Consider the following 23,480-nt stretch of genomic DNA (forward strand, 5'->3'; position numbering starts at 1 on the left):
ATGTAACTATGGGAAAAGGGGAGAAGCAAAATGCTTCCCTCTTTTCGATATTTAAGCATATACAGAGGTGGAAATATGAAACGAAATCTTGTTTTGGGAGGTATTTTTTTATTTGGATTAGGTGTTTTTTTATATCCTACTATTAGTAATTGGTTGGCGACTCGTGCACATTATTCTGAGATTAGCTCTTACGATAAGAAGATCAAAGAGCTACAAAAGAAAGAAGTCGAACGTAGGGAAAAAGAAGCAGCCGAATATAATAAACAAGTTCAAACTTCCACGAAAACATTTACTGATCCATTTTCTGAAAAAAAAAGTAATCATCAAGCATATGCTGATGCGTTAAATTTAGGAGATGTAATGGGGTATATTGAAATATCGAAAATTAATATAAAACTGCCAATCTATCAAGGGACATCTGAGGAAGTATTGAGCCGCGGGATAGGTCATTTAGATTTTTCTTCGCTCCCGATAGGTGGAGAAAATACGCACACTATTTTAACAGGGCATCGTGGTTTACCATCAGCAAAATTATTTACAGATTTAGATAAGTTGAGCGAAGGAGATCTTTTTTATATTCATTCTTTAGACAAAGTTCTTGCTTATAAAGTAGATCAAATTAAAGTAGTGTTACCACACGAAACGGACGATCTACAAATTGTACAAAAAAAAGATTATACAACTTTAATTACGTGTACGCCTTATGGAGTAAACACCAATAGATTGCTAGTTCGAGGTGTGCGTGTGGAGTTAAACGAGAAAGAAAAACAAAAAGTGAGTACAGAGATATTTATATTTAATAAGTGGACTGTAATAGTTCCAATCCTATTGTTATGTGTGTTTCTAGTCGTAATTTATAAGAAAAGGTTAACTAGATAGAATGTATTTATTTATCCTGCATTAATGGGAAGTGGGACCGGAAATTCAGAGATAAGTAAAGAAAGTATATAAAGTATATAAAAGATGAAGTAAATCCTCATTGGTGAATATGTCATTTTATTCGACTATAGAAAAAATACGGTAAAGGTGGGAACAAAGGAATTGAGGCTACGATTAAAGCTGGTAAGTATTCATTTTATTGTTTTGTTAATGTTAAGTGTAAGTTTTGTCATATATGTACCAAAAGAAGTATATGGATCCACGACAAACTTAGAAGGTCTAGGTGATATATCGCGTTATAATGCAGTTGTCTTTGGTAACCATAAAGCAATAGGTGGCGACATTGAAGGAGCAACTGCAGTTCAAGGTGATATGGATGCATCGGGGTATACAATTGTAGGTGCTGCAGCGGGAACATCTAATATAGTAGGTGAAAAATGGGTTGATGAGGGATATCCGTCCTTGTTGTTGTCTGGAAAATTTAAGAAATCAAGAGAAGAATCTTTTATCATTCAAAACGGAATAGTAGTAATGACAAAAGAGAGTGATCCAGATCGCATCATACAATCCTCTTATGATCGTATCGTTTATAAAGAAAAACTAGAAATTGACGCGAAATTTAATGAATTTCGCAATATAGTGAACCAAGTCAGTAAAAATGCAGGTCAATATAAAACAAATACCCCAATTCCAAATATGAGTCATGGAATCGGAAAAGATATAAACAATCCTAATATTTATGTTTCATCAGAATTGACAGGGAAAATTAATTTAGATATAAGAGATGTATTTTTACCAAATGCTAAGGACAAAGATTTTATTGTTATGTATTCGGATGCAACAGAGGTTACATTTAAAAATGGGTCTATTCTATATGATACGAACAATATTGGAAGGGCTACAGATATAGTTCCTACATCACAACCATATTCTCCTAATTCCCCGTTTACTCAGCTATATGGGAAAGTGATTTGGGTTTTTCCAAATGCGAAAAAAATTATAACAGAGGGATATGGTGTCGTTGGTAGTGTGTTTGCCCCCAATGCTGTATTAGAAACAAAAGGCGGTTCGATTAATGGACAAGCATTTGTCGGTGCGGTACAACAAACTGGTGGATTTGAATTTCACAATTTCAAATTTAACTGGCAACATTGGAACAAGCCTAGTACTGGAAAAGTAAAAATAAAAAAAGTTGATAGTAATAATGATAATAAAAAATTGGTCGGAGCAAAGTTTCATATAGAAGATTCAAAAGGAAAAATAGTTGGAGAACTAGTAACAAATGAAGAAGGAGAAGCGATATCAAAAGACTTACCAAAAGGAAACTATACCCTTGTAGAAATAGAAGCGCCAAAAGACTATGAATTATTAAAAGATAAAATAGCTGTAAAAATAGAAAAAGATGCAGTAGTAGAAATTAAAATAGGAAATAAGAAATTGCCAGATCCAATGGGAAAAATGAAGTTAGTGAAAGTAGACATAAGTGATAAAAATAAAAAGCTAGCAGGGGCAAAGTTTCATATAGAAGATCCAAAAGGAAAAATAGTTGGAGAACTAGTAACAAATGAAGAAGGAGAAGCGATATCAAAAGACTTACCAAAAGGAAACTATACCCTTGTAGAAATAGAAGCGCCAAAAGACTATGAATTATTAAAAGATAAAATAGCTGTAAAAATAGAAAAAGATGCAGTAGTAGAAATTAAAATAGGAAATAAGAAATTGCCAGATCCAATGGGAAAAATGAAGTTAGTGAAAGTAGACATAAGTGATAAAAATAAAAAGCTAGCAGGGGCAAAGTTTCATATAGAAGATCCAAAAGGAAAAATAGTTGGAGAACTAGTAACAAATGAAGAAGGAGAAGCGATATCAAAAGACTTACCAAAAGGAAACTATACCTTAGTGGAAGTAGAAGCACCTAAAGGTTACGAATTATTAAAAGAAAAAATAACTGTAAAAATAGAAAAAGATGCAGTAGTAGAAATTAAAATAGGAAATAAGAAATTGCCAGATCCAATGGGGAAAATGAAGCTTGTGAAAGTAGACATAAGTGATAAAAATAAAAAACTAGCAGGAGCAAAGTTTCATATAGAAGATTTAAAAGAAAAAGTAGTTGGAGAGTTAATAACAGATGAAAAAGGAGAAATGATATCAAAGGACTTACCAATAGGAAACTATACCTTAGTGGAAGTAGAAGCACCTAAAGGTTACGAATTATTAAAAGAAAAAATAACTGTAAAAATAGAAAAAGATGCAGTAGTAGAAATTAAAATAGGAAATAAGAAATTGCCAGATCCAATGGGGAAAATGAAGCTTGTGAAAGTAGACATAAGTGATAAAAATAAAAAACTAGCAGGAGCAAAGTTTCATATAGAAGATTTAAAAGAAAAAGTAGTTGGAGAGTTAATAACAGATGAAAAAGGAGAAATGATATCAAAGGACTTACCAATAGGAAACTATACCTTAGTGGAAGTAGAAGCACCTAAAGGTTACGAATTATTAAAAGAAAAAATAACTGTAAAAATAGAAAAAGATACAGTAGTAGAAATTAAAATAGAAAATAAGAAATTGCCAGATCCGACTGGGCAATTTGAAATTGAAAAAGTTGATGATAAGGATAGTGAATTAAAGCTAAAAGGCGCTGTATTTCAAGTGTTAGATAAAGAAGGGAAAGAAGTTAGTAGATTAATAACGGATGAAAAAGGAAAGGTAATTTCCAACCAATTAGTAATTGGAAAGTATACGATTAAAGAAATAAAAGCACCGAACGGATACATGTTACTTAGGGATCCAATAGAAATAGAAATAGAAATTACAGAAGCAGTAAAGACACAAAAAATAACAGTGAAAAATGCGAAGAATAATTGGGTAATTCCTAATACTGGTGGGAGCGGAACAACAATTTTTTACGTAATTGGTATTATGCTAATGTTTGCTGTGCTATATTTCTGTAAGAAAAATCGTATATTATGAACTAATTTTATAGAGTTAGACAGATCGTTGCGTTAGAGAGTTTTAGGACATGAGTTCGGTATTGTACTGGACTCATGGTACTAAATTTGTTAAAGGAGGAAGGATAATAGTAAACATAGAATATATTAATGAATTAAAATATTTAAGAGGTGAACATGGTGGCAATAAAACAAGACGAAATTAAAGTAGTTGCCGGAGCTGGAGTGTTTAATAATAATCCAGGTTGGATTCAAACGCAAGAAGATGAACTTAACTTACTAGATAAAGCTACGTGGGAAGAAAGATTTGAATACAACTCTATTTCAGCTATTTTAGCTGAGCATGTATGGGAACACCTTACTTTTTAAGAAGGTGTAAGAGCAGCTGAAATTTGTTATGAATTTTTAAAACCATCTGGTCATATTCGGTGCGGAGTCCCTGATGCATTCTTTCAGGATGAGGCATATCAAAATATAGTTCAAATAGGGGGACCCGGTCCGAAAGATCATCCAGCAGCAAGTCATAAAATCGTTCATAATTATATAACATTAACGGAAATGTTTGAAACTGCTGGATTCGAGGTAGTTTTACTTGAATATTGTGATGAAAATGGTCGGTTTTATTACAACGAATGGGATGCAAACGACGGTGTTATTTTCCGTTCGAAAAGGTATGATTCTAGAAATAAAGGCGATAAACTTGGTTTTCCATCGCTAATTGTCGATGCGATTAAGCGTTAATCATTCAACAAAACAGGAGTTAATCCTATGATTTCATAAGTCGCAAATGCGGCTTTTTTATTTGTACGCAAATCTATATTTAATTTTCAATATTATATAACTCGATTTAGAAAATATTTAAGTTTTTCTCAGCACCATTCACTTTAAATTAACACTTCGCTGACATAAATATTTATTTTATATTTATATTCGTGTAAAATGAGATGAGAACATATATTCTATATAAGGAGGCAATTAAAATGATAGCTGAAATTGGGAAACTAACTGGTGGATATATTGTAAAATTTGAACGCGAATTTCCATATACGGTAGAGGAAGTTTGGTCTGTATTAACAGAAAACAGTAAGCTGAAAAAATGGATGTCCAATTTACAGATTGAAAGCCTTAAAACTGGTGGAATAATAAAGTTCGACATGATGGACGGTTCATTCATAAACATTGATATTTTAGAATGTCAACTAAACTCAGTACTTGAATTTACTTGGGATAAAGACCGTGTCCGATTTGAAATACATAAAGAGGAAAATGGTACTCTTTTACTTCTTAAAGAGTACATTCATGAATTAACAGATCATACACCGAGAGATATAGCTGGTTGGCATATTTGTTTAAATCTTTTTTCTTACGTTTTAAAAGGAGAAGAGAAAGAATTTTCTAAAGATGAATGGCAACAATGGTTTGAAATATACAAGGATAAGATTCATGAAGCGAGAGGATAATTGCATAATAGGTAATATTCATTATGTAATTATTATATTGTAAAAATGCTTTTGTGAATAAATAAGAATAGAGGTTAATATGAAAGTAAATCAATTAATTGCTAATAACATAAATAAATTAGATGCAACTATACCGTTTAATAAATCGTTTGGAATTGCTGGTTTATCTGGATCGGGTAAAACAACTTTTTGCCAAACAATTGGTGAAGAATCAAAAAAACGATTAGTTTCTTTATTGCCAAAGGCTGAATATCAATATTTATTTCCTAACATTATGGAAACAAATTTTAGTGCCATTAAGATGGAAGAAATACCTTTAGTACTTTTTCTAGGAAAATCATCGATTTCGTCTAATCCGCGTTCAACGATTGGTACTCATACTGGTGTTTTTACAGAGGTTCGGGAAAAACTTGCTGAGGTATTTAATCTTTCTCCAGAGGTCTTTTCATTTAATAATCAATTAGGCTGGTGTACTGGTTGTAAAGGCCGTGGTACTACAAAAAATGTTGAGTGTAAAAAATGTAAGGGAAAACGTTATAGTGAAGAAATTGAACAACATGAAATTGATTTGTTGGACAAGCCACATTCAATCTCAAATATTAATGATTTAAGTATTGAATCTATTCTTTCACTAGCAAAAGAGTTAAATATTAGTGAAGAAAAACAGCATATACTGCAAAATATTATTAATATGAACATTGGTTATTTAACATTAAATCGAATTATGGGTACGTTATCAGGTGGAGAGTTAACACGACTTTATTTGGCCGAATTCATGGCAGTAAGTGAAAATGCTGTAATTATTATTGATGAGATTTCAGTTGGACTTGATCATGAAACTTTATTACAAATTTTAGAAGAGATTAAACGATTAGGGTGTAAAAATCAAATTTGGCTTATTGATCATTCAGATACAGTACTAGATACAACTGATGAGCAATTGTTCTTTGGATCTGGTAGCGGAAAATATGGCGGGAAAATTGTGGAAGAATCACCAAGACCAAAGTCAATACTGTGGGATCGAAATAAAGAAATACCAACAGAATATTATACATTCTATGATTTATATTGCCGTAATATCCAAATGGCTGAGTTTCAAATTCCTAAAAACAGGCTTGTAACAGTTACAGGAGAATCAGGATGTGGGAAATCTACACTTGTCAACGAATGTCTAGCTACAGATTTTTTGAAACGATATCCAAAAGATAAATTAGTTATGGTAGGACAAGACCGAAATCAATCAATTACAAGTCGATCAACTGTAGCAACTTTCCTAGATATTAAAAAGAAACTGACAAAGTATAGTGAAGACATTGATGATATTTTTGAGCGCTCGATTGAGGATATTATTGATGAACTTCCAAATGAAGATATCGCTTATAAACGTTTGAGCCTACTAATTAAATTAGGGCTTGGCTATTTAACATTAGAGAGAAAAACACAAACATTATCGACAGGTGAGTTTCAATGTGTTCATTTAGTTTCGGAATTATTTGCAAACACTAGAAATCCACATACATTATTTATTTTTGATGAGCCTTCAAAAGGTTTATCACAAAATATTTTGAATCAATTTATCGATAGTATTAGAGGTATTCTGCAAGATGAATCAGTTTCGATCATTATGATTGAGCATAATCGTTACATGTTAGAAAGCTCTGATTATATAGTTGATTTTGGAAAAAGGCAGAATGAATCTATAGAGCATTTGGATGTTGTCAATCATGAGGATTACTATCGTCAAAAAAGTAATGTGAATAGCACAGAGAAAATACACATCTCTTCAATGCTTAAGCAGAAAAAAGGGGTTCACTATTTAGAAGAAAATCATATTAACTATTTTAAAAATGCCGAAAATATTTATAAGGGCGGTATTTTAAAAAGTTTATCATCAATGGCTAGGTTAATTTATGGTGAATATGAATCTGATACAATCGCACCTGTTATTGCTATTGATCTTGAAAGACATTTATATAGTCAATATAGTTTCTTATATGAGATTGGTGGATTAATTAATCATATTGTAGCTGCTCATCCAATTAATAAAGATACGAGAAGTTTTGATTTCTATTCACAGGACAATCATTGTCCATCTTGTTCTGGACGTCTTCAAATTGAAGTTTTTGATAAAGATATTGCCATTCAAGATAAAAGTGTTCCATTTTGGGATGGGCTATTCGATCCAGAAATCATGAAGGTATTAAAATTTTATCAGCATGAAAAAATAGAATTTCTATTCGAAGAAATAAAAAATGAGCTTGATCACGATTTGTCAAAGAGCTATAATGATATGTCAGAAGAAGAAAAGCATACGTTTTGGTACGGGTATTTTGAAAAATCATTTTATGATAAAAAAGGAAAGACACGCAGAACATGGGTAGGATTTAATACAATTATTGGTGGATATATTGTTATTTCAAAAGCACCTATTAAAGAAGAAATTAAAAGTTCAAAAAAAATGATGAAATGTCCAATTTGCGAGGGGACGGTTTTAAATCATCATAAACCACTTAAATTTGATAACGTAGATATTCGTGAAATAATTAATCAGCCTATTAATGAAGTAGTGAAAACAGTTGGTGATTTACCGACACTTGTTAAATTGAAGTCTATTGTTGGTGGCGATATGGTATTGACAGAAGATGTTTCTTTATTGCCAAGAAAAGCACAAGTTGCACTGAAGATGTTTGAATTAGAACAAGCAAGCTTTTCAAACTATGAAATGGTGTTACAAAATGTCTTACCATTCTGGGGTGAAATAAAAGGAAATATCGAATCCATTAGTGTTAATAATCAAGTAACTGTTTGTGATTTCCCTAATGTTTATGAAACGAGAGAAAACATTATAGATAAGTATTTCACAAATGGTAAATATAAAAAACTTACGTATGTATACGAAGCGTTTGGATACAAAAAAATAGTTACCCAAATTAATAAAATTAAAAAAAGTAATCCATGTCCATTTTGTAAAGGTAAGAAAGTGATAACCGAAGATAATCTACATGATGGTGTCTTTAAACTAACAATTCCATGTGTAACTTGTAATGCAAGTGGTATTAATGACGAAGGGTTAAAAGAAGTTGTCGAGGGCGTGGATGTACAAACGTGGTTAACTGGAAAAGTTAGTGATGTTGTGGATGAGAGCTTATTAACAGAAGCTGTTGGGCAAATACCAATTTTTAATCGTATTCGTGAGTTGGATAAACGAGATATGATGGCGGTTTATGAATGTCTTGAGAAAAATAACTAATGGTTATCAATTGCAGTAGTCATAAAAACAGGAATATAGGTTTTTAATTATATAAATATAACATGTTAAATTATTATTTAAATCGTTAAAAATAGTTGACCCTCACATAATGTCATTGTTTATGATGAAGTTGAGCTTCAAAGTAGATGTAACTTATAGGAGGAAATCATGTTTAAAATAGGGGATTTTTCGAAACTATCTTCCATTAGTATACGTATGTTGAGACACTACGATAAAGTGGAATTATTACAACCAGTAAAAGTCGATGAGCAGAGTGGATATCGATTTTATTCAGCTGACCAATTAAAAAAAGTAAATCAAATTCAAACATTAAAAGCTATGGGGTTTAATATTGCTACCATCAAAGAAATAATAGAATGCGATAATATAGATAGCATAAAAGAGCAATTTTTAAATCGTAGTGCTCAAATTAAAGAAGACATGAATAACCTCCAAAAACAATTACGTCTCCTCGAAGACTCAATGAAAACGATGAGAGAGGATGTTGTTGAGATGAATTATCATGTTTCAATAAAAGAAATTCCAGAAAGAACTGTAGCTAGTGTTAGAAAGATTATTCCATCGTATAATTGCGAAGGTGATTTATGGAGTGTATTAATGCAAGAAATTCAAATGAAAAATATTAGTATTGCCCATCCGAGTTATAGTATTGCGGTTTTCCATGATCGTGAATACAAAGAAAATGATGTAGATATAGAAATACAGCTAAGTATTCTAGGTAAGCACGAAAATACAAAAGACGTTACATTTAAAAATATGAAATCAACCAATATAGCTTCTATAACAGTTAATGGAAGTTATGAACAGATGACAGCTGTAAATGAGGCTGCGGCAAAATGGATTGAGACAGAAGGTTACAAATTAGCAGGCCCGATGTTTAATATTTATCATGTGAGCCCAGCGATGGAATCGGATCCTAATAAGTGGGTTACAGAAGTTTGTTATCCAGTTAAATAATGATAAAGAAAAAAGGCATTAATTATATGCCTTTTTTCTTTGGAAACTTATCCATAAATATCAAGACAAATTACTTCGAGATTCGATTCGTCAACTACTAGCACAATTTTATTTGCAAATGTACAAAATGAGCGGATTGTAATGAATCATCTAAAAACCAACCAGTTGGTACTAAAGTAATGTAATCATCTATTTGGAAATTTCAGCAATGTTTAAATGAGCAACAAAAGCCACCGTAATAAGGGGCTTTTGTCTTAAATAATTTAATGATATGTGTACCCTCCATCAGGAAACAATACATTACCCGTAGTAAAACTATTTTGCATTAAATATAGGACAGTATGTGCAATTTCATCATTATATCCAGCTCGTTGTACAAGTGAAAGAGATTTATAAGCTTCGTAAGCAACTAGTCTATTTTCATTTTGTTCATTTTCTTTTTGTATTGTTCCAGGAGAAACCACATTAACTCTAATAGGAGCTAATTCCACAGCTAAAGCCTTCCCTAAACTTTCAATAGCACCATTGCAAGCTCCATAAGCAGGTGCGCCTTTAAGTGGTCTTTGACTAAATGCACCGGACATTAACACGATAGATCCAGAGTTTGAAAGAAAAGGAATTGCATATTTTACGGCATAATATTGAGGCCAAAACTTTCCGATGAAGCTACTTTCAGCAATTTCCTCTGTAGAGGTAATTGGTCCAAGTGTGTAAGAGGCTCCCGGTGTGAATAAATGATCAAAGTTCCCAACTGTCTTGAAAAAAATTTGTAATTGCTCTTTATTTTGATTATCCAATATATAAGTTTGAAGATGATTGCTATTTATTAATTTTTTAGCAACTTTTAATTTTTCTTCCGAACGCCCTGCAATAATAACATGTGCTCCTTGTTCAATTACTTGTTTTGCCGTTGCCAATCCAATACCAGAACTCCCGCCAATGATAACAATACGACTATTTTCTAATGTAGTAATAGACATATTTTAGCCACTCCTTTAATAAAAAATTTAGAATATAACTGTGCTATGCTTTTATTATTCGCTAAAAGGGAGCAAGTGAAAAGTACGCACTTTATATGTACATAGTCGTAAATTTCGTACTAATCGCTATTTATGCGGATAAGTAATTGGAAAAATCGCTAAATATGGTTTATCCCGCATTAACGGGCAGTAAAACTCTCACCTCAAAGTTAGGAAAATGCAAGGAAGTTAGGTAAGAGATCAATTGCCCGTAAAAGCCCGATTGGTTCAACTAATAATCAGTTTGGGATGAACAAAACCCTCACTGATTAAAGTTTCACTTTATGATATCTGAGGAGAGGTGAGAAAAATGGATTTACAAGAACCGAAGTTAAAAGGGGTAATAGCAACATTACAAATAATCGGTGGGAAATGGAAGCCACTCATTTTGTTTATTTTGCTAACAGATGGAATGAAACGTTTTGGTGAATTAAAGCGATTGATACCAGATATATCTCAAGGGACGTTAGCGAAGCAATTACGTGAATTAGAGCAAGATCAACTAATAAAACGAGAAATTTATCAAGAAATACCACCTAAAGTAGAATATAGCTTAACTGAACATGGAAAAACAGTCAGTACTGTTTTGGATAGTATGTGTAGTTGGGGAAGAGGGCATTTAGAATATATAGATAAAGATAAACCATAAAAATGTTATGTAAACTTATTGTAGTGTGAAGGGAAATATTGTTTTAATAATTTGTAATTTATAATATATAATTAAGGAGTGTCGTAGGTTATTATACATATTTAATTTATTTTTACAAAGGGGAAGTAATAAGATGAACGAATTAGAGTATAAAAGCTTCTATGATAAAATAGGAAGATTAAATGGATGGGATTTTAGTAAAATAAAATGTGAAACTGTAGGAGATACATGGGACTTTTATAGTGAGGTAAAAGAAAGGTGTAAACCATCACATATTTTACTTGATGTTGGTACAGGGGGAGGAGAAAATGTACTTAACATAGCATCATCAGCTAAATTGTTGATTGGAATTGATAATTCTAACGGCATGATTGCAACGGCACATTCTAACTTGAAAAAATCAGGTGTACAAAATGTTGAGTTTCTTCAAATGGGTTCTGAAGCTTTAACATTTCCACATGCACATTTTGATATTGCTTCAAGTTGTCATGCCCCGTTTCTGGCATCTGAGTTAGCGAAAGTAATGAAAAAGGGTGCCTTTTTCTTAACACAACAAGTAAGTGAGAATGATAAATTAAACCTGAAAGAAGCATTTGGTAGAGGGCAATGCTTAGGTGAACGGGATGGTACTTTAAAAGAAAAGTATATGAATGAACTTATTAGTGCAGGATTTGATCTCGTGCAAGTACGTGAATATGATGTTACTGATTATTACAGTAGGTCTGAAGATCTCATTTTCTTATTAAAACATACCCCTATTATTCCTAGATTCGGAGAACAGGAAGAGGATTTTACTATTTTACAAAAGTTCATTGATACGTATAGTTTTGAAAAAGGGATTCGTACTAATTCAAAAAGATTTATGATTATTGCTGTTAAATTGTAATATATTTTAGTGTAAAAGCTGCTTTTCATTTAAAGAAAAGCAGCTTTTTGTGTGGAAAAGAATACAGGAGATACTTGAAAATAATAGAAATAAATAAAGTGTAAATTAAAAAATCAAAATATGGAGGATAAATGTTTTGAAACGTTACTATATTAGCAATGAAAAAATAAATGTACATATTACTGAATGGGGGAATAATGACAAGCCCGTTATCTTTTGTTTACATGGATTAGGTAGTACGAGTTTAAGTTTTATAGAAATTGCTGAGGAATTAAAAGAAGAGTATAGATTTATCTCCGTTGATGCACCTGGACATGGTAAAACACCCCCATTTGAAAGAACAGAAGATTATGAGATGCACAATTTAGCAAATTGGTTAAATGAAATAATAAATGAATTGAGAATCGAATACTTCTATTTTCTATCACATTCATGGGGAAGTTTTGTAGCGTTATTTTATTTGTTAAATCATCCAGAAAAAGTACAAGGAAGTATTCTTATTGATGGTGGATATCAAACAAAAAGGCTTAAAGAAGAAACGTTGGAAGATGAAATGGCTTATTATGAAAAGGACTTTGATGAATACGTTTTTAATAATTGGGACGAATTTTTCAAAAGTGAAAAAGCAGCTTATACTAGGTGGTCTTCATTGTTAGAAGTTGCTGTAAAGGATCTAGGGATCGAAATGGATAATAAAGTATGGTGGCATGCCAGGGGAAATACAGCTAGTAATATAATAAGAGGTATGCATAAAGATGAAACTATAGATATATATGAGAAGCTACCGGCTAATATTGTATTACTTCGAGCTACAGTCCCACAAGTTTGGGCGGATTATAGAGATAAGACAGTAAATGTTTTTAAAGAGAAAACGGACAGTATAGTAAAAGTAATTCCTGATACTACACACATGTTGCACTGGGATAAACCAGAAATTGTTATAGCAGAAATAAAAAATAATTGGAGCTAACATATTCATACTAAAGTTGTAGTTTCTACATGAAAAATCCATCCTTCCGTTTGATTTTATCTATTTATAAGTGTAATACAATACGAATAGATAATAAGAAACAAGGGGGAATGTAACGTGATTACACATATATTAGATATAAAATTACAAACGGTTTCCATAGAAGGGGTAAAACAAGTTTATAGGGACATATTATCTTTTCCAATAAAAAAAGAAACAGAATCATTTATTCAATTTAAAGTAACACCGTACACTACAATTAGTTTTCAAGAATTATATGAACCAATTGCACCTGCGCACTTTGCTTTTGAGATTCCATATTCAAAATTTCATGAAGTTGCAAGATGGCTTGAAAAGTCTGGATTACTCATTGTAAAATGGAAAGATGGTCATACAATTGATGAAGAGAGCGGCCGATTCAACTTATATTTCAGAGATGGCGATGGAAATCTTCTCGAAATTATCGCGCATAGTTATGTTAAAGAAGATGTATTAGTACCACACTCACCTTTAAACATTTTATACGTAAGGGAAATTGGTCTTCCTGTTAAAAGTGTACCTGTTTTTACGGAATGGTTAAAATCAAATCTAAATATGAAAACGATGGAAGATGGGGATATTTTTAACTTTGTTATAGGTGGCACTGCATATATCGTCGCGACTTGGTGGCAGAGACCTTGGATTCCAATCGCAATGAAAGCTTTACCACCGAAAGTTCATGTTTCTTTCGGAACACCGGATTCAGCATTTTTACAGCACATCCAAAATAACTTTAAGAAAAATAATGTTCCCTTTGAATGTAAACATAATGAAGTATCATTTATTGAGCAGGGATATTCATTTTCTATTGTGTATACACCAGAGTTTCATTCCAATATTCCTAAAGAACTAAACTTACCACTTTCTATTTAAGGATAGAAAGTGGTAAGTTTTTTATATCTTCGTGAAGAAGGTTTTCGTTATGATTAGAGTGAATGCAAAGAAAAGGATTAAGCATTATTCAAACTTATTTTAAGGAGAGAAATGAAGTGAATCTAGGTAATCCAATTGCAAAAGGGAATACTGCAGAAATTTATTTAACTGATGATAAGGTTGTAAAATTATTTAAAGATTACCTCCCAGATACAGAGTCTATGAATGAAGCAAAAAAACAAAAATATGCTTATTCATGCGGGCTGCCAGTTCCAAACGTATTCGAAGTGACAAAGATACAAAATAGACAGGCAATTATTATGGAACATGTAAAAGGGGACAACATTGGTGATCTTCTGCTTAATAATTTAAATGAGGCAGAGCGTTATATCGGCCTTTGTGTTAATGAGCAAAAAAAGATCCATGCTATACATGTGAATACAGATGAAATGGAGTTAATGAGGGAAAGGTTAGAGCGTCAAATTAAATCTGTGCATAAATTGGATGAACGCAAAAAGAAGGATATATTACAAAAATTAGAATCTATTACATTTGATTTTAGGCTATGTCATGGAGATTTTCATCCATTTAATTTGATTTTGAGTAAGGAAGAGAAAGTGAAAGTTATAGATTGGGTAGATGCTAGTTCAGGTGATATTCGCGCAGATGTATTTCGAACATACTTGTTGTACTCACAATCTTCGGTAGAATTAGCTGAGATGTATTTACATATATATTGCAGTCGTACCGGCATATCAAGAGATGAAGTTTTTCAATGGGCTCCTATTATTATTGCAGCTAGATTTTCTGAAAAAGTATCACCGCAAAATGAAGTGTATTTGAAAAGATTATTGAATCAGTATTTATAAGTCATAAAAAAGGTTGTCAGCTAATTAATAAATGCTGTTGTTTAACTAAAGTTTCCTTGTAGTTAAACAACAGTATTCTTAAATATTGATATAGGTATTCTTATTTTCGATCTTCATCCTATAAAGGTTCATAATCCGTACTTGTTCCTCCGTTAATTCATCTTTATCCCAATACATATGCATTAAGCTATATTCAAAAATCTCCTTTAATTTAATAAATAACGGAAACTTGTCTTTCATCTCTTTTGGTAGCTCATTTTCCTCTTGGTAGCCTTCAAATAGTGCTTTTGTAATAGAATACTCATAGTCAACGATATTCCCATTTCCAGCAAATGAATATTCTATTGCACTATAAATAGGAACGGCTAAATCGAATATGTAAAAATGTTTTTCGCAGTCTTGAAAATCTATCATTGTTAAGTTTGAATTATTTTCGACTAAAATGTTTTCTAACCATAAATCTCCGTGTATTAAGCCGTAATTTGAAGGGGATTTTGGTAGCTCTTTTATGGAAGTTAAAACGTCAGATGCAATTTCTCTTATTGTATTTTCTTCTTTAGGGATATATTTAAGAAAATTATATTCTTCATTTTCATACCAATCGTTTATATGTTTTACTGGTTTAATCTTTTCAAAGCTTTTAGATATACGATGTAATTTTCCAATTTGTTTACCAAGTTTTTTAAATATATTAGAATTCCATTCAGACCTTGGTAAATGTATACCAGGAGCAGCTTTATATAATACAGCAAAAATCTCCTTGTCTAATGTGAATTTTTCTACAAAATTCCCTTGTAATGAAGGGATTATTGGTGGAACACCTAAACCATTTTGATATAAAAAATTTGTATATAAAACTTCCTCTATCTGTTCTTCATATGTTTTGTAGTTTGTAATTCTACTGAAGTATGTACCTTGTTCTGTAAGACATTCATACATCTCATTTGTTATTGGCTTAATGTTAATAAAATTCAACGGATACTGTTCATTTATGAATTGAAGTATTTCTTTTTCTAGCTTGTTCATTGAAACGTCCTTTCCAAACCTTAATTTTTTAACTTGGGAATTAAAAGAATTTTATTTTATAAAATTCGTGTTTAATTTTTGAAATCCTTTAAAATGAAATATGATGTAAATTGACCTTTAATAATTAGTAAGGTGTTGCCAACATACTCATTAACGCTAAATTGAAAAATGAATAGAAGGTATGACAAAATAAGATAGATGAAAAAATATAAAATTAATACTTATATATAGATTATAAAGACTTTAGAGAAAGGCTCATGTTATAAAACACAAGAAATATCAAAAGAAAGAAACGCACTTCTCCTATACTTTTAAATAAGGAGTGAAGGAAATGAATGAACATATACAGCAGATGATTAATTGGATTGAGAGCAATTTAAAAAAGAGATTTTCATTAGATGAATTATCTCGTTACATGGGGTATTCTCCTTATTATTGCTCTTTTAAATTTCATCAAGTAACGGGTTTCAGTATTAGACGTTATATTCTTCTTAGAAGGTTGTATTTATCTACGGAGGATTTAAAGAATGGTAGGAAGATAATTGAGGTCGCATTGGATTACGATTACTCTTCCCAAGAGGTTTATAGTAGAAGTTTTAAAAATGTTTTTGGAATGAATCCAAGAGAATACCAACTTAACAAAATGCCTATTCAATCATTTGTTAAACTAAATTTAAATAAAGAAGGGGCGTTTAATATGAATATTTCTAGAAAAATAGAGGTTGAGCAGTTACGAAATAGGAAGAGTGAGCTATTTGATAAAGAGGTACTTAACATATTAAATGGTCAAGTTATGTATGAAGAATTTAAAAACGAAAAGCTAATGGGTGATTCTGATTATGCACCATTTAATGAGGCAATGTGTGTGAACTCGGCTACTACTCAAGTTTTTAATGAAGAGTTTATTAAAACAAGAGCGAAAGGACATAACAGTTCAGTAGAAAGTTATATAAAAAAGGTTATAGATCCGTTAGAAAACCTTTTTACGAAAAAGTATAAATGTATTGTTCTATGGTTTGGTGAAGATATGTTTTGCCAAATGAACCTACTTACCATACTTTCTCACCTTGAACAGTCTGCTTATGAAGGGAAGGTATACTTAAATAGCTTTAGAGAGGATGAATTTAAAGTAAATCAAATTGAACTTGAATTGGGGAATTACTCTTCTATATACAATGAAGTATTAGTAAACCATAAAAAGACCTCTCATAAGGTACCACCTGTAATGTATCAGGCTATAGACTTATTTTTAGAAATGTTAACAGAAGATAATGCAGTAATGAAATTCATCTCTAAAAATAAAGATTTATCAACTCGTGAATTATTAATAAAGTTGTTTTATCTTTTTCCAACAATCGGATATGGAGATACTCAGTACATAGAGCTGATTAATAAAATAAAGAAGAAAGCTACACCAAAAATATAGGTGCAGCTTTCTTCTTATAATTGCTCAAGTAATTCTAATTCTTTTTCTACAAATAGCATTAGTTCTTTAATTGTTTCACCAGAAAAATCAAAACGAATACCGGCTGCATCATACACTTCTTTTATAGATTGCGAGCTTCCTAGTGATAATGCCTTTTTATAATTTTCTAGCGCTTGCTTAGGATCCTCTTTATATTGTTTATACATTTGTAATGCACCAAGTTGGGCGATCGCATATTCAATATAATAAAATGGTACTTCAAAAATATGGAGTACAGGTAGCCAACTCGTTGCTATCCAGTTTTCGTAGCCATCAATATGTATGACGCTAGACTGATAATGTTTTTGAAGTTGTAAGTATTTTTCATTTCTTTCTTCAGAAGTATGACTTGGATTTTCATACAGCCAGTGTTGAAATTGATCGACAATAAGCATAATAGGTAAATATGAAATAACATCTTTAAAGAAGTTAATTTTTGCTTGTTTTAAATCTTTTTTGTCTGTATAGAAGGTATCCCAATAATTAAGCGAGAATAACTCCATTGTCATACTGGCTAGCTCAGCTGTTTCAGCTGGAATTTCTATATACTGTCGTAATTTTAATGGTTTTATGAGTTCGTTATGAATACTATGACCCATTTCATGTATAAAAGTGACAATATCATCTTGTGTATAATTTAAGTTCATAAAAATATAAGATAATTGTGAAGCTGGTAAGTACTCACAAAAGCCACCAGCTGCTTTTCCTTTGCGGCTTGTTAAATCAAGACAATTGTGTTTATACATTCGGTTTAAAAGTGCTGAAAATTCAACATCTAGTTTATTAAAGATATGAGTGCTCTTTTCAATTAAATCATTTTCATTTGCAATAGGTTTAAGTACTTTTTGATCTGGAGTTACAGCTGATACATCCCACGGGCGAAGCGTATCAACTTGCAGTTTATCTTTTTTCTCTAGCAATATTTTATCTTTAAGAGGCACAACATACTTACGTATGGATTCAGCTAGTTCATAGCAATCTTTCGCTGAATAATCAAAACGCTCGTATTTTTTGAACATATAATCGCGATAATTCTCTAGTTGAATATTTTTTGCTTTTTGATGGCGAATTTCAATTAATTGATTTAATATGTTTTGGAGTTCTTTTTCAACAGATAAAAATTGTTCAGAAATAATGGTTTTTGCCTTTTTACGGGTGTCACGATTCGAATCTTGTAAATAGGATTGTAATTCTGTTATCGTTTTTTCTTCTCCGTCCCAAATTCCACTTAATCCTCCAGTAATTTCAAAGTACTCTGTGACTAATTTGTCTTCCTGTATTTCTAATTCGATATTTTCCTCACAAAATAACTTTTGAGCATTTTTTATTTTTGTATCTAATAAACCATATACGTTAGAATCTAATTCCATTCGAAAAGGTGACTCTAAATATTTATTATCCAATAAATTTTGGTACCGCTTTAAAAGTGGCTTTACAAATTGTTGATCATGTTCAAAAGTATCCTTTATTTCTTCATCATCCGTATTACATTGAAAGGCGATGTAATGTGATCTTAATTGTTCTTCGATGTCCCAAATTACTTTTGACTGCTCTTTTAACCAATTTTCAAGGTCTAGTTTTGAAGAAATCATTTTATTTAATAAAGTCGAAAGAGTTTTTTCCAATTGTAGTACATTACTAATATCAATCGTATTTACACGTTGCATTATATATCCCTCACTTTTTATTTATTCATAGAGATATTCTATTTATTAATTGTAATTCCCTTGTTAAGTGGGGTAAATGTGAAATAATGTTAAATTTAAATAATTAAAGAAAGTATTTATATGTCAAAGTAAAAAGTTTATCGTAAATGAAAATATATGGAGGGGTGCTGCATGAGAAAGGGAAAGAAGTTACTTGTATTTTTATTTCCACTTGTTTTATCCCGCATTAACGGGCAGTAAGATCCCCACCTCAAAATTCAGCGAAAGAAGTTAGGTGGGGGGATCAACTGCCCGTAAAAGCCCGATTGGTTCAACTAATAATCATTGGGGATGAACAAAACCCCCAATGATTAAAGTTTCACTTTATTATGTGCCTGTGAGAATGAGATTGAAGATGCTAAAAGTGAAGAGTCTATAGTGATGGATATTGCTACAGCAGCTGTAAAGGAGGAATCTTTTTTTAGTGCTGCTATAAGAGATGAAAAAGAAAGGATAGTAGATTTAGAGATTGCTGATAGCGAAGATAGTAACGAAATAAAAAATGATATTAATAAAAGGTTGGCGATACAAGGTGTAATGGCTTATAAAATCAATATAACTCAAAGAAATAGAGAAGTTGTAAAGGCAGAGAGTAGATGGAATCAAGTTTTTGGACATATATTTGATGACGCATTCAGAAAAAACGGATATGAAGGGTTTGGTATTCAGCAAATAAATTATAAAAAGAATCAACCTGTTACCATTGATATAAAAACTAAGATTAGCGATGATGAAATAGGGGCGAGAGAACTTGGACAGAAAATAGAAAAAGAAGTTGAAGGTGTACTTAAAACAGAAGCAGTAAAGAAATGGATTGAAAATGATTCATATGCTATTGGGATTTACGATATAGATGATCGGAAAATTAACTAATTGAGGAATGAATGCTATATGAATAGAGAACCGATGTAATTAAATATAGAATTGCTGGAGGAGGTGTAATATGTATAAGTATTTACATATTTTAAATGACATAGAAAATATGATTCAAAATGGAGAAATAAAAGAAGGGAAGAAATTACCGTCTATACGGTCACTCGTTACGCAATATGAATGTAATAAGGCAACAGTTATACGTGCGCTTCATGAATTAGAAAAGCGTCACATTATATATTCTGTCCCTCAAAGTGGATACTACGTTGTTAAGAAATCTGGGAGTACCATAGAAAATAACGAGATAATTGATTTCGCTTCTTCAGCACCAGATCCAGATGTTTTCCCATATTTAGATTTTCAGCATTGCATTAATAAGGCTATTGATACTTATAAAAATGATTTGTTCGTATACGGAACACCGAAAGGGTTACCATCTTTAATTCCAGTCATTCAAAAACAGTTGGCAAATTATCAAGTGTTCACGAAAGAAGACAATATTTTTATAACGTCAGGTGTGCAGCAGGCGCTTGCTATATTAACTTCTATACCATTTCCGAATGGAAATGAAACTGTATTAATTGAACAGCCAACATATCATCTATATATTGATTATCTAGAAATAAATAAAGTTCCTGTAATCGGTATTAAACGTACGAATGAAGGTATCGATTTGAATGAATTGGAGCAAATATTTCAAACTGGAAAAATAAAATTCTTTTATACGATACCGAGATATCATCATCCGCTTGGAACTTCTTATTCTAAAGATGAGAAAGAAAAAATCGCACTATTGGCTAAGAAATACAATGTATTTATAGTGGAAGATGATTATTTAGCAGATTTAGAAACTGATTCAAAAGCAGATCCGTTATATAGCTTGGATAATTGTAGTCATGTCATATATTTGAAAAGTTATTCGAAGATTATTTTTCCTGGTTTACGGGTTGGAGTTGCAGTCATCCCACCATCCATTGCAAATGCTTTCTATACATACAAAAAGATACTAGATATTGATAGTCCGATGATTTCTCAAGCGGCTTTAGAAATTTATATAAAGAGCGGTATGTTTGAACGTCATAAAAGTAAAATTAATTCTTCCTACTACAATAGATCAATAAAACTAGCAGAAACATTAGAAAAAGTGCAAAATGAAGATCAATCATTATTTACATATAATAGACAAAACACATTTGGAATACACACTTGTTTAGAAATGCAGAAAAACACAGTTACAGAAACACTTATACAAAAATTAGGTGACATGCAAATAAGTGTCGATACTATTGATAAGAATTATATGAGGAATTTTCCTAAAGAAAAACTGTTAAAGTTAAATGTTTCGAATGTAAAAGAAGATAAGATTGAAGAAGGTATTCGTAAAGTAATTGAGGAAATCAACCAATCAAGACACTTGAATTTTCAGTTTAGAAAAGAATAATTTGAATTAGGAGGTTTGTTGTGAGGCGCCAAATAATTCTCTTGTTTGTGTGTGCCGCTATAATAATTGGAGCTATAGTTGTGACTAAATATTATAAAAAAGATGACCAATGCATCGTGGTTGGTAAGTATTCAAGAGGTATTATCGTAGATCAAAATAACGAACCTATATCTAATGTGAAAATATATGAAGATTCAATTGAAGAAAGTAAGGAACGCAGTATTTCAAATGCACAAGGTGAATTTGAAATACTAGATGGGGTTTGTGGTGAGATTGTTTTACAATTAGTTACTCCAGATGGAGAAATCTATACGAGAAAATATGATAGTAAGTATATACCACAAGTAATAGAACTGAGTTATAAAAAGTAAGGGGAATTACATGTAACCATTACAAGGAACTGAGTTTAATTAATATTTTTTAGAGCACTCAATAGCTGAGTGCTCTTTTTATTTATGACATAATTGTTTAAAATGGAAATAAACTACCAATTAATGATACTCTTAAAGTATAGCTTTTATTTTGAATAGGAGGGCGATGGAGTCTATGGCGGTACGTATAGTCGATGATTTACAGCAATTATCATTGTTACTTATGTTTTTAAGTACACTCATATTTTACAGATACTTAAAGAAGGTTAAACGAGAGAGAAAACTGACTGGCTTTGAATGGACAATGTATTTTGTCACTCAATTTGCGACATTAATTTGGGCAATTACTTATTTTATTAAACACTTAGCTGAATCATAAATACTAATCAATCTAGTTTACTGTTATCTATTTGGGGTATAAATATAGTCCGTATCTAAATCAATGACAACATTGCTAGTGACGTCTTCTTGTAGTAACTTTGGATTTTTTTTGTAATAATATCGTACACAAAATAAGCGTAGCAGATCCTCATTAGATATCTCTTCATTTCTTACATTTAAATACATCGTTATTAATTCGTTAATAGAACAGTTACGGCCAATAACATACTCGTTTATTCTATATCCATCAAATTCAATTATCATGTTATCACTGTTGGGTGCTAGCCAACGTTATAGCTTTAATTTTGGATGAATCTATTATACATTGTTTGAAATTTAGTGAGAATATATTTTTATAAAGTGAGAGGATATGAATGGAACAGTATAAGTTAGTTTTAGAAGGTGCGAAACAACTTAAGTGGGAACCGGGTAAAATTAGATCCGTACAGGACGATGAAATTATTGTTAAAACAATTGCAGGAGCTATAAGCATTGGGGCCGAGTTACCACAGTATAATGGATCCGATGTTACGGATACGAATCCTTTTTATCCAAGAAAAACTGGATATGAAAGTTATGGTGAAGTGATTGAAGTTGGTAATAAAGTAACACATGTAAACGTAGGCGATAAAGTAGTTTTTTTATGGACATGAAACAATAGGGATAGTTAAGGGGCATAAAGTAATTCGAGTGCCTAGTTCTATACAACCTAAAGTTGCTTTATTATCTATTCTTTCGTGTGATGCCGCTAAAGGAGTATTGAAACTAAACCCGCAACAGGATGAAAAAGTACTTATAACTGGAATGGGAGTTATTGGTTTACTCGCTTGTTATTTCTTAAAATACTATGTAGGCGTTGAGCACGTGGATGTTGTTGAGCCTAATAAAAATAGAAGAGATTTTGCAAAGAATTTTGGTGCGAAAAACATATATGATTCAGAAGAAAAAATAATAGAAACATATAATTATGGTTTCGAATGTTCTGCTACAAATAGTGGATTTCATGCATTGCAAAAAGCTCTTAAAACTAATGGACAAATATGTATACTTTCTGATGGTAATAATGAAATTATCGCATCAGACGGGATAAGCTCGTTTATACATGTTGAAGATGCTGCAAGAGCTACTATGCTAGCCCTTAATTGGCCTTCAGGAATCGTAAATATTGTAGATAATTATCCAGCAACTAGTAAAGAATGGTTACCAATATATGCAGCAGCGATAGGGGCACCTCAGCCTAAAGTTCAAGATGGGAAAAATAGTTGGGAAAGAGGAGCTTCCAATAATAAGGCACGTAAAGAGTATGGTTGGATACCTTTATTTCCAACATGGTCTGAAGGATTTAACAACTTAATAGGTAAGTAAAACACACCTTTAATGGGAATGATAGTAAAATA

21 protein-coding genes and 1 pseudogene are annotated in these 23,480 nt (G+C 31.5%); 18 read left to right on the plus strand and 4 right to left on the minus strand.

Going from position 1 to position 23,480, the window contains the following annotated elements; genetic code table 11:
• Positions 1-75: 75 nt before the first annotated feature.
• The 6 genes and pseudogenes from DOS87_RS13760 (at position 76) to DOS87_RS13790 (ending at position 9,515) form a co-directional block, all read left to right on the plus strand.
• Positions 76-879, plus strand: a complete 804-nt coding sequence (locus DOS87_RS13760) for a class C sortase (protein WP_098578050.1) — start codon at positions 76-78, stop codon at positions 877-879.
• Between the two features lie 162 nt (positions 880-1,041).
• Positions 1,042-3,849, plus strand: coding sequence for a SpaA isopeptide-forming pilin-related protein (locus DOS87_RS13765; protein ID WP_208730365.1), 2,808 nt, complete (start codon positions 1,042-1,044; stop codon positions 3,847-3,849).
• Positions 3,850-4,007: 158 nt separating this feature from the next.
• Positions 4,008-4,568 (plus strand): annotated as a pseudogene (locus DOS87_RS30195) (class I SAM-dependent methyltransferase).
• Between the two features lie 239 nt (positions 4,569-4,807).
• A complete protein-coding gene (locus DOS87_RS13780; RefSeq protein WP_016077658.1) occupies positions 4,808-5,287 on the plus strand; it encodes an SRPBCC family protein in 480 nt (159 codons plus the stop codon).
• Between the two features lie 79 nt (positions 5,288-5,366).
• Entirely contained in the window at positions 5,367-8,537 is a 3,171-nt protein-coding gene (locus DOS87_RS13785) for an ATP-binding cassette domain-containing protein (RefSeq protein ID WP_000867738.1), read from the plus strand.
• A 168-nt stretch (positions 8,538-8,705) separates the two neighbouring features.
• Entirely contained in the window at positions 8,706-9,515 is an 810-nt protein-coding gene (locus DOS87_RS13790) for a MerR family transcriptional regulator (protein ID WP_000472619.1), read from the plus strand.
• A 263-nt stretch (positions 9,516-9,778) separates the two neighbouring features.
• Here DOS87_RS13790 and DOS87_RS13795 read toward each other — a convergent pair whose 3' ends face one another.
• A complete protein-coding gene (locus tag DOS87_RS13795) occupies positions 9,779-10,495 on the minus strand; it encodes an SDR family oxidoreductase (protein ID WP_000029094.1) in 717 nt (238 codons plus the stop codon).
• 349 nt (positions 10,496-10,844) lie between these two features.
• Between DOS87_RS13795 and DOS87_RS13800 the strand changes: the two genes are divergently transcribed.
• The 5 genes from DOS87_RS13800 (at position 10,845) to DOS87_RS13820 (ending at position 14,820) form a co-directional block, all read left to right on the plus strand.
• Positions 10,845-11,183 carry a winged helix-turn-helix transcriptional regulator gene (locus tag DOS87_RS13800; RefSeq protein ID WP_000365520.1) on the plus strand — a complete coding sequence of 113 codons (339 nt, stop codon included), beginning with the start codon at positions 10,845-10,847 and terminating at the stop codon, positions 11,181-11,183.
• A gap of 133 nt (positions 11,184-11,316) precedes the next feature.
• Positions 11,317-12,069 (plus strand): class I SAM-dependent methyltransferase, encoded by a 753-nt coding sequence (locus DOS87_RS13805; RefSeq protein WP_098578044.1) that lies wholly within the window; start codon positions 11,317-11,319, stop codon positions 12,067-12,069.
• A 136-nt stretch (positions 12,070-12,205) separates the two neighbouring features.
• Positions 12,206-13,039 carry an alpha/beta fold hydrolase gene (locus DOS87_RS13810; protein WP_000833444.1) on the plus strand — a complete coding sequence of 278 codons (834 nt, stop codon included), beginning with the start codon at positions 12,206-12,208 and terminating at the stop codon, positions 13,037-13,039.
• Positions 13,040-13,156: 117 nt separating this feature from the next.
• Positions 13,157-13,951 carry a VOC family protein gene (locus DOS87_RS13815; RefSeq protein ID WP_000627905.1) on the plus strand — a complete coding sequence of 265 codons (795 nt, stop codon included), beginning with the start codon at positions 13,157-13,159 and terminating at the stop codon, positions 13,949-13,951.
• A 116-nt stretch (positions 13,952-14,067) separates the two neighbouring features.
• Entirely contained in the window at positions 14,068-14,820 is a 753-nt protein-coding gene (locus DOS87_RS13820; protein WP_001048505.1) for an aminoglycoside phosphotransferase family protein, read from the plus strand.
• A gap of 78 nt (positions 14,821-14,898) precedes the next feature.
• Here DOS87_RS13820 and DOS87_RS13825 read toward each other — a convergent pair whose 3' ends face one another.
• Positions 14,899-15,846, minus strand: coding sequence for a phosphotransferase enzyme family protein (locus DOS87_RS13825; RefSeq protein WP_001037122.1), 948 nt, complete (start codon positions 15,844-15,846; stop codon positions 14,899-14,901).
• 331 nt (positions 15,847-16,177) lie between these two features.
• Between DOS87_RS13825 and DOS87_RS13830 the strand changes: the two genes are divergently transcribed.
• Positions 16,178-17,272, plus strand: a complete 1,095-nt coding sequence (locus DOS87_RS13830; protein ID WP_001002111.1) for a helix-turn-helix domain-containing protein — start codon at positions 16,178-16,180, stop codon at positions 17,270-17,272.
• Positions 17,273-17,286: 14 nt separating this feature from the next.
• Here the strand turns inward: DOS87_RS13830 and DOS87_RS13835 are convergent, their stop codons facing one another.
• A complete protein-coding gene (locus tag DOS87_RS13835) occupies positions 17,287-18,978 on the minus strand; it encodes a M3 family oligoendopeptidase (protein ID WP_001190030.1) in 1,692 nt (563 codons plus the stop codon).
• Positions 18,979-19,398: 420 nt separating this feature from the next.
• Here DOS87_RS13835 and DOS87_RS13840 point away from each other — a divergent pair, with 420 nt between their 5' ends.
• The 4 genes from DOS87_RS13840 (at position 19,399) to DOS87_RS13855 (ending at position 22,081) form a co-directional block, all read left to right on the plus strand.
• Positions 19,399-19,890 carry a DUF4030 domain-containing protein gene (locus DOS87_RS13840; protein ID WP_098578616.1) on the plus strand — a complete coding sequence of 164 codons (492 nt, stop codon included), beginning with the start codon at positions 19,399-19,401 and terminating at the stop codon, positions 19,888-19,890.
• 70 nt (positions 19,891-19,960) lie between these two features.
• Positions 19,961-21,331, plus strand: a complete 1,371-nt coding sequence (locus tag DOS87_RS13845) for an aminotransferase-like domain-containing protein (protein ID WP_000280114.1) — start codon at positions 19,961-19,963, stop codon at positions 21,329-21,331.
• Positions 21,332-21,351: 20 nt separating this feature from the next.
• Positions 21,352-21,702, plus strand: coding sequence for a hypothetical protein (locus DOS87_RS13850; RefSeq protein ID WP_001254188.1), 351 nt, complete (start codon positions 21,352-21,354; stop codon positions 21,700-21,702).
• A 175-nt stretch (positions 21,703-21,877) separates the two neighbouring features.
• Positions 21,878-22,081, plus strand: a complete 204-nt coding sequence (locus tag DOS87_RS13855) for a hypothetical protein (RefSeq protein WP_000290889.1) — start codon at positions 21,878-21,880, stop codon at positions 22,079-22,081.
• A gap of 23 nt (positions 22,082-22,104) precedes the next feature.
• Here DOS87_RS13855 and DOS87_RS13860 read toward each other — a convergent pair whose 3' ends face one another.
• A complete protein-coding gene (locus DOS87_RS13860; RefSeq protein WP_043333358.1) occupies positions 22,105-22,347 on the minus strand; it encodes a hypothetical protein in 243 nt (80 codons plus the stop codon).
• 110 nt (positions 22,348-22,457) lie between these two features.
• Here DOS87_RS13860 and DOS87_RS30200 point away from each other — a divergent pair, with 110 nt between their 5' ends.
• Both DOS87_RS30200 and DOS87_RS13865 read left to right on the plus strand, forming a co-directional pair.
• On the plus strand, positions 22,458-22,736 hold the full coding sequence (locus DOS87_RS30200; RefSeq protein ID WP_002162791.1) for an alcohol dehydrogenase catalytic domain-containing protein: 279 nt from the start codon (positions 22,458-22,460) through the stop codon (positions 22,734-22,736).
• Positions 22,737-22,773: 37 nt separating this feature from the next.
• Complete coding sequence (locus DOS87_RS13865; RefSeq protein ID WP_261795683.1) at positions 22,774-23,448, plus strand: zinc-binding dehydrogenase; 675 nt, start codon at positions 22,774-22,776, stop codon at positions 23,446-23,448.
• Positions 23,449-23,480: the final 32 nt, after the last annotated feature.

The sequence above is a fragment of the Bacillus sp. CR71 genome (assembly GCF_003429245.1).
Lineage (GTDB): Bacteria > Bacillota > Bacilli > Bacillales > Bacillaceae_G > Bacillus_A > Bacillus_A thuringiensis_S.